Below are 14,681 nucleotides of genomic sequence, written 5' to 3' on the forward strand. Positions count from 1 at the left end.
GTTGAACAATTATCAGGTGAACCTTACATTTGAACTTTTCCCAGGAGCTCCGAAACTCCCATTTCGCCCTTCTTCCTGATCTGCCAATGCTGCATCCTGCATCCCCTTCTGTACCTTCACAGTTAACAATACAGCAATGCCCGCGACGAAGAAGAAAATAAGCGACAGAATGCCCCAACGTGTGGAACCCATGATCTGTCCGACATAACCAAACACAAATGGACCGAAGATCGAAGAGAATTTGCCTGTAATATTCACAAAACCAAAATACTCTCCTGTTCTGCCTGCCGGCATCAGATTGCTAAACAGGGAACGCGCTGTGGATTGACTCACACCCTGCACGACTCCAACCAACCCGGCGAGCACATAGAAGTGAATCGCTTGTGTCATGAAATAACCCAGAATCACGATACATATGTATACGGATAAGCTAACGATTAATACCTGCTTTGCTCCCCAACGCTGTGCCCATGCTCCCAGTAACAAAGTGCACGGGAAACCGATGAACTGGGTTAACAGTAGTGCGAGCATCAAGTCGGCTGTGCCTATGCCTATACTTGTCCCATAGATGGTAGCCATCAGAATGATGGTATTAATCCCGTCATTAAAAAACCAGAAAGCCACCAGCATGCGGATTAATTGGGGAAAACGCCGCATCTGACGAAAGGTCTGCCGTAGTCTGCGCACTCCCATCGCAGCATACCCTTTCCACGAGCCGGGCATGTCCGGTGAAGCAGGCCGTCTCGGAGCATGGCGAAAGATCGGTATCGAGAACAGTAACCACCACAATGATACGGAGATGAACGCAAGCCTTGTACCTGCCAGTGTACTGCTCATCCCAAACCAGCCTGGTTGCTGTATCATCAGCATGTTTACGGCAAGCAGCAAACCTCCTCCAATGTAACCATAAGCATAACCTTTGGAGGATATCATATCCCTTCGTTCCACAGGTACCAGGTCCGGCAGCATTGCATCGTAAAAGGTGTTGCCACCCGCAAAACCAATGGTGGAAATGACCAGCAACGCCGAAGCAAGAAACCAGTCCCCTTCTCCAATCGCGCTGAATCCCAACGTCGCAAGGACGCCTATGATTGCAAATACACGCAGGAAGTCGCCTTTACGCCCTGACAAATCAGCCAGTGTACCAAGCAGCGGTGTTAGCAGAGCTACGCACAACATGCCAATGGAATGTGTATAGGCCAGATAGGAGGCGGCTGTATCCGTATCCAGCGTTGCTGCTGCCACCGAAGCATAGAATACGGGCAGTACCGCTGCCAACACAGTTGTCGCATAAGCCGAATTGGCCCAATCATACATAATCCAAGCCTTGATCGCCTTTTTGTTCACAGAAATCCTTCCTTTTCATGCATCTATTAAATGATTGATGTCTTTCTCCTATTGTAAAGGAAGGATATCACACTTGTTCACTGTTTCTGTAAAAAATGGAGCATCTTCTGTTCTGAAGACTCACCTTACCTCCAAGGTGAACTTGCGTAATTGTATCATTTTATATCCGCTCTCATCACATATCGTCCTCGCCCGTGAATATACTTAATTACCGACAGGCCAAACTGTGCCGCGTAATCAATGGGGGGTGCCTACATGTCAAATTCACACCAGCCTTACTCGTTCGTCGTGTCGAAGGAAGATTGGTCGCTTCACCGCAAAGGGTACCAGGACCAGCAGCGCCATCAGCAAAAGGTGAAAGATGTCATCAAGCAGAATCTGCCTGATCTGATCACGGAAGAAAACATCATCATGTCTGATGGAAAACAAATCATCAAGGTACCAATCCGCAGTCTGGATGAGTACCGTTTTGTGTATAACTACCAGAAGCAAAAGCATGTCGGTCAAGGAGACGGTGACAGTCAGGTCGGAGACGTCATCGGTCGTGATCCCGCCGCTTCGCAGAAACCCGGCAAAGGCGAAAAAGCTGGTGACCAGCCTGGTCATGATATTGTGGAAGCCGAAGTGAGTATTGAGGAACTGGAAGATATGCTCTTCGCTGAGTTGGAATTACCCGATCTGAAGCAGAAGGACAAAGACCTGATTGAGACACATACGGTAGTATTCAACGATATTCGCAAAAAAGGTATGCAGTCCAATATTGACAAGAAACGTACCATTCTGGAGAATCTGCGCCGCAATGCTACGACCGGTACGCCAGGCATCCATCACATCAGCCCGGATGACCTTCGCTACAAGACATGGGAAGACAAAATTATTCCGCAATCCAACGCCGTTATTATTGCCATGATGGATACATCCGGGTCCATGGGTTCTTTTGAGAAATACTGCGCGCGCAGCTTCTTCTTCTGGATGACCCGTTTTCTACGCCGTCAGTATGAGAAAGTCGAGATTGTTTTCCTCGCCCATCACACGGAAGCCAAGGAAGTGACTGAAGAAGAGTTCTTTACCCGTGGCGAGAGCGGAGGCACCATCTGCTCCTCTGTATATATGAAGGCACTGGATATTATTGACAGTCGTTATCCGCCTTCCAGCTACAATATCTATCCATTCCACTTCTCTGACGGGGATAACCTGACCTCGGATAACGAACGGTGTGTGAAGCTGATCGGTGAGTTAATGAAACGCAGCAACATGTTCGGATACGGCGAGGTGAATCAGTACAACCGCAGCAGCACACTGATGTCGGCTTACCGTCATATCAAGATGGATCAGTTCATGTATTATGTGATCAAAGAAAAAGGCGAAGTGTACAAAGCTTTGCGCAGCTTTTTCCAGAAACGGGAAGGAGGCATTGTTAGATGACAGATGAGATCCGCGACCTCGAATACGCCATTGCCGAGATTATGGAGATTGCCGATGGATTCGGCCTGGATTATTACCCCATGCGGTACGAAATCTGCCCATCGGATATTATTTATACCTTTGGAGCTTACGGTATGCCGACCAGGTTCAGTCACTGGAGCTTTGGTAAAACATTTCATAAGATGAAAATGCAATACGATTTTGGACTCAGCAAAATTTATGAGCTTGTCATCAACTCCAACCCTTGTTACGCCTTCCTGCTGGATGGCAATTCCCTGATTCAGAACAAATTGATCGTAGCCCACGTGCTGGCACACTGCGATTTCTTCAAAAATAATGCCCGCTTCTCCAAATCCAACCGGAATATGGTCGAAAGTATGGCCGCTACGGCGGACCGGATCAGCAATTATGAGATGGAGTATGGTACCGAAGCGGTTGAAGCCTTTATCGATGCCGTGATCGCGATTCAGGAACATGTGGACCCACAGTTGATTAAACCCCGCCATTTGGACAAACAACGCTATATGGAGATGAAAATGCGGGAGCAGCGCGGTGAGAAAGCACCCAAACCGGAAGGCCGCTATGATGATTTATGGTCGCTTGATGATGTGAAGACCGAAGAAACACCAGCCGAAGGCATTCAGGTCCATCACTTTCCGCCTGAACCAGAGAAGGATGTCATGTGGTTTATTCAGGAATTCTCCGAAGTGTTGACGGACTGGCAGCGGGATATCATGAGTATGATGCGTGAAGAGATGCTTTATTTCTGGCCACAGATGGAAACGAAAATCATGAACGAAGGCTGGGCTTCCTACTGGCATCAACGCATTATCCGTGAACTCGATCTCAACAGTGAGGATACGATCGAATTCGCGAAGCTCAACTCCTCCGTGGTGCAGCCATCCAAACAAAGTCTGAATCCGTATTATCTGGGACTGAAGATTTTCGAGGATATTGAACGCCGTTGGGATAACCCAACCCGGGAAGAACAGGATCGTTGGGGCCGTAAACCCGGCCAAGGTCGTGCCAAAATGTTCGAGGTGCGTGAATTCGATTCCGATACCTCCTTTATTCGGAATTACATGACTAAACAATTAACTGAGGACCTCGACCTTTACGTCTTTGAGAAAAAAGGCCCGGACTGGAAAATTACCGACAAGTCCTGGGAAAACATACGGGATCAGCTCGTATTTTCACGTGTCAACGGAGGTTCCCCTTATCTGGTCGTGCAAGATGCCGACTATATGCGGACCGGGGAACTCGTACTGAAGCATCAATACGAAGGCATCGAGTTGGACCTGAAATATATGGAGCGCACCATGCCTTATCTGTATCGCCTCTGGGGCCGTACCGTACATGTGGAGACACGTGTCGAGGATAAACCGATCTGGTTTACGTATGATGGCAAGAAACACCACCGCAAGTTTTTGTGAGGTTGTAAATAAAATTATCGTAAGATAAGACACAAAAAAGCGGCAAGTTCCAGACATACACGGGGACTTGCCGCTTGGCATTTACTTTACTCTGATTGTACCGTTGGAGTACCATTGCCCTGCAAACGCAGCGGTACAAAAAAGTCATGTTCGACTTCACTTGCCGGCAGCGGACGACTGAAATAATATCCCTGAATCTCACGGCAGTCATTCTGCATCAGAATATCCAGTTGACCTTTCGTCTCAATACCTTCGGCGATGACTTCCATCTTGAGATTCTGAGCCATCGATATAATGGTCGCTACAATCGCCTGATCGCTATGGCTCTCTGTAATGTCCGTCACGAATGAACGATCAATCTTGAGCTTGTGAATCGGGAAATGCTTCAGATAACTCAGTGAACTGTATCCCGTACCGAAATCATCCAGGCTGATTTTGACACCCAGTGCCGTGAGTTCTTTCAGGATTGCCGTGGATACTGCTGCATCCATCATCATGCTCTCTGTAATCTCCAGCTCCAGATAACGGGCTTCCAGCCCTGTCTCATGGAGGGCATTCCTGACCTGTTCCACCAAGTTGGATTGATGGAACTGCTGGCTGGACAAGTTAACCGATACCGGAATGAGCGGTCCCCCACTGGCATGCCAGAGCTTCATCTGCCTGCAGGCTTCCCGTAGCGTCCAGTTACCAATCTCATAGATCATGCCCGTCTCTTCTGCAAGCGGGATGAACACATCCGGTGCGAGCAGACCTTTGAGTGGATGATTCCAACGAATAAGTGCCTCCACACCAATCATGCGGCTATCCTCGGTACGAATCTGCGGTTGATAATACAGGACCATCTCATCGCGCTCCAACGCTTTACGCAGGTAACCTTCCAGTTCAATGCGTTCATAGAGCTCCGAGTCCAGTTGGGCGGTGTAGAAATGGAAACCATTCTTGCCGTTCTTCTTCACTTCATACATCGCGGAATCCGCATGTTTCAGCAAAGAATCTGCTCCTGCTCCATGGTGTGGATACATCGCAATCCCGATGCTGGCTGTCACGTAAAAGTCATTTTCCTTCAATCGGTAAGGTAGCTGTATGGCTTCTACAATCTGTTTCGCAAGTTCGGCCACCCGAACCTCAGTCGCTTGCTCATGGGTTACCACCAATGTGAATTCGTCACCGCCCATACGGGCCAGCATGACATTTTCCATGGCTTTTGGATCAGAAGCTTCGATCGCTGCCATGATTCGGCTGCTGACTTCTTTTAGAAATACATCCCCAATGGAATGTCCCAGTGAATCATTAATCATTTTGAAACGGTCTATATCCATCACCATAACGGCAAAAGAGTTCCCTTTTTCCTCCGAAGCTTGGATCGTGTAAGCCAGCACGTCATCCAACTTGCGCCGATTGGGCAGTCCCGTCAGCGGATCATGCAGGGCTTGGTGACGAATGCTCTCCTGAACCCTCTTCTCTTCCGTTATATCTTTGATCAAAATGTGGCTTCCCACATGTTTACCATCAATGACAACAGGAACCACGACGATACTAAGGTCCAGAAGTTCACCCTGTACGTCCCTCATCTTGGCCATATAATGCGCCTGCTCAAGCCCATAATCATCCCAATCGATGGAATCAAATTCACTAATCCACTCGATATCGATCTGCTGAGCGATATCATCAATGGAACGATCCATGACCTCTTTTTCAGGGTATCCGGTGATCGTCGTTACAGCAGCATTAATGCCTTTGACGATGCCTTCCTTGTCCACTGAAATTATGGCATCGGAATGGTTATGATACAGGGCCTGATACCACTGCTCATTCTCATGAATCCGTTGATCCTTTTGAGACATTCGTTGATTGATAAATATGCCGAACAACGTCAAGCCCAATGCAATAAATGTACCTGATGCAATCAAGTAGGCGAGAATGCCTGGCTCAATCTGCATGCCTGAACTTGCCATCGAGCCATGTGACTGATGGAACTGTGCGGCTGACATCCCGGTATAGTGCATTCCTGAGATTCCGATTCCCATAATGAGGCCGCTGCCCATCTTGTAAACCCAGGTATGTCTGGATTGACGATAACGGAAGAAAAACATAAGCCACAATGCCGCAAATGAAGCAACTGCTGCAATCAGAATGGACAACACCACTCTGCCTGGTTCATACGTAACAGGAGTCGACATCGCTGCCATGCCCACATAATGCATCGAGCTGATCCCTGCAGTCATCAGTACTCCAGCAATCAAGAGCTTGCTCATCTTGCCGGATTGTCTGCCCGCTATGTTCAAGGCCACCCCGGATGCGACAATAGCGAGTAGAACAGATAAAACAACCTTACCCGTAGAATAGGAGACTTGCGTAGGCAGAACAAAAGCCAGCATACCCACGAAATGCATGGACCAGATTCCCAAACCCATGGAGACTGCACCGCAGGTAAGCCATACATTCCGCGCTACCCCGCTAGCCTGACTTACACGGCCTGCAAGGTCAAGCGCTGCATAAGAAGCTAATGATGCAATAATATAGGATAAAATAACAAGTTCTAAGTTGTACGTACCATGTAGGTGCTCCACTCACTCTGTCCTTTCAACCGGGAAATGCCTCATATGTATGCAAAAATGTAAAAAAGAAGCGAGTGCGCTGTCTGGATGACAGGCACTCCCTCCGCATCATTTGACTTGTGAACACCGACTTAGTTCAAGCCAGTGTCATACATCGGAACCCGTTTAATATCAATGTGTATAGTCTAAACGTCCTAGCCTTGAAAATCAACACTTTTTTCCAGAAACACGGATGTTTAATACCTGACATTGGCACATCCAAATACAGATCTGAATAATCTATTTGCGAGTCAGTAACAGACTGCCAAAACCGGAAGTGTCTTGATAAGAATTACCTGATAAATCACTCCAGATGGAGACACTGCTTCGCTTGCCGTCCCCGGCTCCATCATCATTAACCTGGAGATCAAATCCAATCCATCTTTTCCCTTCATCCAGAACACTCTCCAGTGGTATGGCCACTTCAACTGTATATCCTTCACTTGTTAATCGGGTGGCTGATTTGAAGCTTTCTTTCTGTGCATTTCCTCCAAAAGAAGTCTCATTATCAAAGTTAACCCGGTACTGGGCGTCATCCTCCTGGTAGTATGTTGTCTGGTCTTTACTTGGGTCGATAAAAATCTCGATTGAATCCTGCTCATGTGCATTGGAACTTGACTTGCTTCGCAAAGGATCTTTGACGTCTGCCAGCACATATACATACTGTTCATCCCATAGGAGCTGTGCTGTCGCCGTTGCACCGGAATTTCCAAGCACCCAGACATCTGTGGAGATCGATGTTGCCTTTTTCCAGACTCGATCCTTCTGACCGTCTACAACCGGCGTGCCATAAGTGACCTTCGCATGCTTCAGGGCAGAACCAAGCTTCAGTTTACCCCGATTGGCAGGTTTATCGGGCTGCTGATTGGAAATATCGTTCCATACGATCGTGGCTGTATTTCCAGCAGCATATTCGTCCATAATTCGAAAATCCAGAGACAGTACCTGCCCCTCTGTTAATAAAACGGCTGACAAAGGCAGGGAGGCATATACGATATATCCCGTTTTGGTCTCCTGTACGCTGTATGCAATCTTATCCTTGCCTTTGCTTCCCTCCCGCTTGAACGTATACTGACCATTCGTGGAAGGCGGATTTTTTTTCTTGGCTGATAAAATCTCTCCAGAAGGTGCAGCGGCTGTGCCCTGCGTTTCTTCTGCAAGGAAAACCTGAACCTGATCTCCTTTGCGACGTGTCGTATCCTTAACTTCCACTCGCATATTCACCTTTTTGGCATCCCAGAGAACTCTCGCCTCACCCGTAACCCCGGATGTACCATCTGCCAGATCATTAATATTCAGTCCTCTTACAGCACCCCACAGTATATCTTCCTGCCCTTTGCGATCTGGGAGAGAAGGGCTAGCCTTAGGCGCTGTCCATTCATTTCGATATATCGGAAGAGTGGTAGGATCCACCAATGCCCAATAGGCTGGTTTCGCTTTCAATTTACGATCGAACAGCAACGGGGCATCTTTACGTCCTTTGACCGGATGATTGTCAAGCCATGTCCCATCATCGGCAAGTCCCCATACGGTGACACTGTCCATTACGCCGCGTTTCCCCAAATCTTCAAACAGGTCGAACAGTTCACGATAACGATATGCCTGTTGCAGCATTAATTCATCTGTGACAGGCATCTCCAGTTCGGAATTACTTGAATAGATCGAAACGTCCAGCTCTGTAACCTGTACATTCACACCAAGAGCAATCACTTTCTCAAAAGCTTCACGAATGAGCTTTACATCCGGTCCGTACATAGACACATGCATCTGGAACCCAACCGCATCAATGGGTGTCCCTTTCGCCAGCAGTTTCTCTACAAGCTTCACCATATCGTTCAGCTTGCTTGCACTGCCCTCCAGTCCATAGTCATTAATCACCAATACCGCATCAGGGTCAGCCTCGCGTGCATATCGGAAAGCCAGCTCAATGTAATCACTGTCATCTCCATCGCCATCCACATCCCCTATAATGTCTCTCCACTTGGAATTGCTTGCCTGGTCACGCAAGCCGCCTCCATCCGAGATGACTTCATTGACGACATCCCATGTATGAACCTTTCCTTTGTACCGGGTCACAATGGTTTGAATATGGGTTTTCATCCGCGAAAGCAACTGTTCCCGCGTGGCAGGTTTCGATGCATCGTTCGGATCGGTAAAGAACCACTCTGGCACCTGGCTATGCCATAACAACGTATGACCTCTGACCTCCATGCCATTTGCCTCGGCAAAGTTCACCAGACGATCCGCTTCTGACCAGACAAATTGTCCTTCCTGAGGCTGCATCGCATCCATTTTCATAAAGTTCCCAGCTGTAATACTATTAAAATGTTTCGTCAACAATTGGGAATGCGGATCTTCCGAATCCAATGCAGACTGATCGATTGCCGCTCCCATTGCATAATGTTGTCCGACGATATCCACTAGATCCGGAATGTTCGGCTCTATTTCAATTTTTTCAGCTTCCGTAATCAGAACATCATCCACGTAAAAAGTAATCGTATCGGACGGCGTCACTTCTGCTGACGTCTTCCATGGTGTCTCTGCATACATCCGGAATCCCGTGATGCCGCTATTTTCTCCAGGAATCACCACATCGGCCTCGATTTTTTTCCATTGCCCTTTGTTCAGGGTAGCAGAAGCAAACGTAGCATATTCTCGACTCGAGGCGTCGTTATTGTACTCTTTCTCCAGTGACCCGTTAATGACCTGACTGTCGGGTCCTTCATCGTACATGGCCCAAAACGAAATATGAACCGTACTGCCCTTCTGTACATGGTTTATTACCTCAATTAAGGGCCCGTGGAACGTTTCGGTACGGGATGAGGTTCTCAGGCTGTGCATACTGTCATGGCCCACTTCCGTCACGATATCGAGTTTCTCATTCGCACGTGGACGCCATTGTCCCAACACACCGTCTTCAAAATTAGCTTCAAACAGCGGTTCACCATTATCTGTCTTCACGTCCGCAGCCGCTTGAGCATGTGCCCCTCCTGTTCCCATACTTGGGAACAGACTGAAGATCAATACCGCCGACAAGCACAAGCTCCACCATTTTCTCAAATGCATCCAATCTCCTCCTTGGTTGGTTGTTTGTGAAGAGTAACCTTTGCTCTGTCATGTGCCAGCCCTTTACAAGATCGTTGTGCAGGATAAGATAGACGTTAATGAACAGAGAAATTGTAAGCACTTTCATTATACGATTGCCAGCAGACTTTGTTTACCCGTTAAACTATAGAATTTGCTCTAAATATGTTTAGTCCTATTCAAGGAAGTATAGAACGACAAAAAGCACAGCTGGTTAGCTGTGCTCCGTGTCACCGTCATTACATATTTACACTTTTAAAGGTGCTGTCGTCTGACGGATCACCAGATTGGAAGGTTCCGTAACGACGGGAGGAGAATAAGCCGGATTCTCGATCATGGCAATCAGATATTCGATGGACTTGATGCCAATGGAATAGATATTCTGATTCACCGTGGTCAACCCAGGTTTGAACACCTCAGCATAATACGTGTTGTCGAATCCGACAACCGAGATATCTTCTGGCACACTCAGTCCATGCTTTTCAATTTCATGAATTGCACCAAAGGCAGACATGTCTGAAGCACAGACAATTCCTGTGGGTTGATCCTGAAGTGCCAGCAATCGCCGGGCAGCCTTGCTTCCCCCATCGAATGAATAATCGCAGACTTCCAGATATACCGTAGAATACGGAATGCCGCATTCTCGCAGCCCTTCCCGATATCCTTCCAATCGCAGATTGGCTACGGCAGGTCCTAGTGTCCCTGAGATATAGGCAATCTTGCGATGCCCAAGCTCATGCAGATGTTTGACACTCATCGAGATGCCGTTTGCGTTATCCGTAGTAATGTAACCGGCACGCTTGCCTAACATGTCCGTATCAACAAACATCGTTGGAATCTCTGCATCCACCAGTTCCTGAATACTCGCATTTTCTCTGCCTTCCCCGAATACCACAACGCCATCTACATTCCGACTACGGCAATGTTTGATGAATGAGTAAGCCGGATCATCGAATCGAGTCGACAAGCGGACAAGATCATATCCACTGTTCTCCAGCGCAGTCTTGATCCCCTCCAGCAATTCTGATACAAAAGGGTTCGTAAACGGAACCGTTAACAGTACGCCTACCGTCCATGAACGGCGTTTTACAAGTCCACGTGCGACCACATTGGGTTGATATTTCAATAATTCGATGGCTATATTGACTTTTTTGCGCGTTTTTTCACTTACATCAGGATAATCGTTTATCACTTTGGAAACGGTTGCAACAGATACTCCCGCTTCCTTGGCCACATCATGGATAGAAGCCATCTGATCACCTCAACCTCTTTCAAATCCCCTGTCTCCGGCTGCTTATTCTATAACATCGGCAGGTTTGTCTACCCATTATAGCTTAAAACAGCCTGAAACGGTATGGAAGCTTCCTAATGGATTAAACGTCTATTCCTGCTGTTCCAGTTTCTTCAAATCCAGAGACAGTTTCTCCATTGTTGTTGCAAATACAGCGAGTTCAGCCGAGCGTGACGCTTGGCTGCGTGCCCCTCTGGACGTATGATCCGACTCCTGCTGCACACTGCTCAGTTTCTTCATGATTTGCTCCAGATTAGACTGGATTTTACCTTGGGCATCCCGGGAACTGGCGGCAAGTTTGCGCACCTCACTGGCGACCACTTCGAAGCCCCTGCCGAACTCGCCTGCATGAGCAGCTTCAATTGCTGCATTCAGGCCGACAAGATGACTCTGATCCGATATCTCGCGAATGAGTTCACCCATTTTTCCAATCTGATGGATCTCCCCTGTTAATTCGGTGAGCAGAACTTGAGCCTGATCCTGAGAAGCCGCTGTTTCTTTGGCTACACTCGATATAGCCATTGCATTTTCATTTAATTCACTAATCATGCCTGTAAGCTCTTGGGTAATCTGTGTAATGGCCTGCAATGTATGTTGTTGGTCATCGGCAAGCTGATGTAACTTTTCTTTTTCTTTCTTCTCATAGGCTTCAAGGACAAGCTGTGAATCCAGATTGAACATTTTGCTGAGGGCTTGAATGACAAGATGCCAGGAATCAGGGATAACCTGTTGGAATATGCTCGTTGCAATATCCAGGTAGACCATATAGGTACCCAGATAATAATCTTCAGACAGACCAATACGTGAATGCACGAGTCCAATCGCAATCCGTTGCTCAATATATGCGTCGTCAACGACTCCGTCCGTCATGGATAACCAGTACATCTTCTGTGTTTCTTTTAGACGATCAATGGTAGAGAATCGAGCGATCAGATCTACCAATTCAGGATAATTTCCCACATGATTGTAGAAATGATCTACCACTTCATTAACGACTTTTTTAAAAACAGGCCGATGATCGGCAAGCAGTTTAAGATCCCCTGCGTTTAATCCCATGTAATCAAGTTGCTTCTGTCTTGTTGTGGAAATACTGCTCATATCGGGTTCAGTCAGCTCCTTAATAAACACTAAATTACTTTAAATTGTAAATATATGTATCGATTATAGACTAAAATACCTAAATATACATATACCATTAGAACTAATTCTTTAAAATTAACCTTATTTGTCAGCTTTTTAGATTAATATGACCTTCATGGAATTAAAAAGGCCCTGACCCTGCTGTGAAGGAGCCTCACAGCAGGCATCAGGAGCCTGATCCGGAATGGTTCGTTACCGATTAGCGATTAAGCAGACTGCCCACATAACGCAGCAGTTCATTCGCGCTGGCTGCGGTGTATCCATGTTCCTCAATTAAGCGTTTAATGACTTCATTCATACGTTTCAATTGTGTTGCATCCGGTGTTTTGGTTGAGGTTGTGATCTTGACGATGTCTTTCAGATCGGTGAACAACTTCTTCTCAATCGCTTCACGCAAACGGTCATGGCTGCTGTATTCGAACTTGCGCTCCTTGCGGGAGTATGCCGAGATTCGGATCAGAATCTCTTCCCTGAACGCTTTCTTTGCATTCTCGGAGATCCCGATCTGCTCCTCGATGGAACGCATCAGACGCTCATCCGGGTCCATCTCTTCATCCGTGAGCGGGTCACGAATTTTGGACCAGTTGCAGAACGCTTCAATATTATCGAGATAATTCTCGAACAACGTTCTTGCGGACTCCTCGAATGAGTACACAAATGCTTTCTGCACTTCCTTCTTGGCCAGTTCATCATACTCCTTGCGTGCAAGAGCGATAAAATTCAGATAACGCTCCCGCTCTTCCTTCGTGATCGAGGCATGCTGGTCCAGACCATCCTTGATCGCCCGCAGAATGTCCAGCGCGTTAATGCACTGAAGATTTTGCTTGATCAAAGCACTGGAGATCCGGTTAATGACATACCGTGGATCTATGCCAGACATCCCTTCATCCAAATACTCATTTTGCATCTCGCGCAGATCGGCTTCTTTGTATCCTTCCACTTCTTCACCATCATACATGCGCATCTTTTTAACGAGATCCATGCCTTGTTTCTTCGTTTCCTTCAAGCGGGTAAGTATCGAAAAAATGGCTGCAGTCCGCAGTGCATGCGGTGCAATATGAACATGCTTCATGTCACTTTGTTGAATGAGCTTGGCATAGATTTTCTCTTCCTCGGACACCTTCAGATTGTACGGAATTGGCATGACAATCATCCGGGATTGCAGCGCTTCATTCTTCTTGTTGGAGATAAACGACTTATACTCCGATTCATTCGTATGCGCCACAATCATTTCATCCGCACTGATTAAGGCGAAGCGTCCTGCTTTGAAGTTCCCTTCCTGCGTGAGTGACAGGAGATTCCACAGGAATTTCTCATCACATTTCAACATCTCCTGGAACTCCATCAACCCACGGTTCGCCTTGTTCAACTCCCCATCAAAACGATAGGCACGTGGATCGGATTCGGAACCGAACTCCGTAATGGTGGAGAAGTCGATACTCCCTGTGAGATCGGCAATATCCTGCGATTTCGGATCGGATGGACTGAACGTTCCTATTCCCACGCGATTATCTTCGGAAACAATGACCCGTTCCACCGGCACCTTGCTGATATCACCACCATATTCGGTACGGAGTCTCATCTGGCAGGATGGGCAAAGGTTACCCTCAATTCGGACTCCAATCTCCTTTTCCACTTCAGGACGAAGCTCCAATGGAATCAGATGCAGCGGTTCCTCATGCATTGGGCATCCATCAATGGCGTATATGGCACCTTTCTCTGTCCGCGAGAACTGTTCAAGACCTCGCTTTAGAAGCGTCACCAGCGTCGATTTCCCGCCACTTACGGGACCCATCAGGAGCAAGATCCGCTTCCGTACATCCAGACGGCGTGCTGCCGAGTGAAAGTATTCTTCAACCAGCTTTTCAATCGAACGGTCCAGCCCAAAGATCTCCTGCTCAAAAAACTTGTACCGCTTATGCCCACCTACTTCTTCCACCCCAAACGATTCAATCATCTCATACACTCTGGCGTGAGCCGTCATTGCCGGAGTCGGGTCCTCTCTCAGCAGTGCAATATAATCTTCAAATGTTCCGTTCCATGTCAAACGGTCACTCTCTGCCCGATGTTCCGCAACGCGTTCAAAAATATTCATGCTTGGTACCTCCCATGGCTCCTTTAGTGTGATTGTCAACCATTCCGAATGGTATGAAGAAATCAATAGAATTGCGGCTCCTGCTTGAATACCAATCTTGCGGTCCTGTGTAGTCCCGCCACCCTCTGTCCAAACATCTTGTTTTGTTGTGAAAAGTGTATTACATACCTATGCGGCAATTCAGATAAGTTGACCTCTTTTTTTCAATCCAAGGTTTCGAATTTTGGCTATTCCCTGTTCTATCAGACATCTTGTGCCTTCAGAAAAAA

At 47.3% G+C, this 14,681-nt stretch carries 8 protein-coding genes; 2 read left to right on the plus strand and 6 right to left on the minus strand.

From position 1 onward, the window contains the following. Positions 1–12: 12 nt before the first annotated feature. Positions 13–1,347: an MFS transporter gene (locus FS628_RS05155; RefSeq protein WP_145319699.1), complete on the minus strand. Its 1,335-nt coding sequence runs from the start codon at positions 1,345–1,347 to the stop codon at positions 13–15. Positions 1,348–1,602: 255 nt separating this feature from the next. Between FS628_RS05155 and yhbH the strand changes: the two genes are divergently transcribed. Together yhbH and FS628_RS05165 are read left to right on the plus strand one after the other, a co-directional pair. Continuing rightward, entirely contained in the window at positions 1,603–2,772 is a 1,170-nt protein-coding gene (yhbH, locus tag FS628_RS05160; protein ID WP_145319702.1) for a sporulation protein YhbH, read from the plus strand. After that, positions 2,769–4,205, plus strand: coding sequence for a SpoVR family protein (locus FS628_RS05165; protein ID WP_145319705.1), 1,437 nt, complete (start codon positions 2,769–2,771; stop codon positions 4,203–4,205). The genes yhbH and FS628_RS05165 overlap by 4 nt, the downstream gene beginning before the upstream one ends. A gap of 86 nt (positions 4,206–4,291) precedes the next feature. Here FS628_RS05165 and FS628_RS05170 read toward each other — a convergent pair whose 3' ends face one another. From FS628_RS05170 to FS628_RS05190, 5 genes are all read right to left on the minus strand, one after another. After that, entirely contained in the window at positions 4,292–6,775 is a 2,484-nt protein-coding gene (locus tag FS628_RS05170) for an EAL domain-containing protein (RefSeq protein WP_145319708.1), read from the minus strand. Between the two features lie 267 nt (positions 6,776–7,042). Then, positions 7,043–9,868 carry an endo-1,4-beta-xylanase gene (locus tag FS628_RS05175; protein ID WP_145319711.1) on the minus strand — a complete coding sequence of 942 codons (2,826 nt, stop codon included), beginning with the start codon at positions 9,866–9,868 and terminating at the stop codon, positions 7,043–7,045. Between the two features lie 265 nt (positions 9,869–10,133). Further along, a complete protein-coding gene (locus FS628_RS05180) occupies positions 10,134–11,138 on the minus strand; it encodes a LacI family DNA-binding transcriptional regulator (RefSeq protein ID WP_145319714.1) in 1,005 nt (334 codons plus the stop codon). Positions 11,139–11,267: 129 nt separating this feature from the next. Further along, positions 11,268–12,275 carry a globin-coupled sensor protein gene (locus FS628_RS05185; RefSeq protein WP_145319717.1) on the minus strand — a complete coding sequence of 336 codons (1,008 nt, stop codon included), beginning with the start codon at positions 12,273–12,275 and terminating at the stop codon, positions 11,268–11,270. Positions 12,276–12,516: 241 nt separating this feature from the next. After that, on the minus strand, positions 12,517–14,412 hold the full coding sequence (locus FS628_RS05190) for a PrkA family serine protein kinase (RefSeq protein ID WP_036610009.1): 1,896 nt from the start codon (positions 14,410–14,412) through the stop codon (positions 12,517–12,519). Positions 14,413–14,681: the final 269 nt, after the last annotated feature.

The sequence above is a fragment of the Paenibacillus xylanexedens genome, from assembly GCF_007676705.1.
Lineage (GTDB): Bacteria > Bacillota > Bacilli > Paenibacillales > Paenibacillaceae > Paenibacillus > Paenibacillus xylanexedens_C.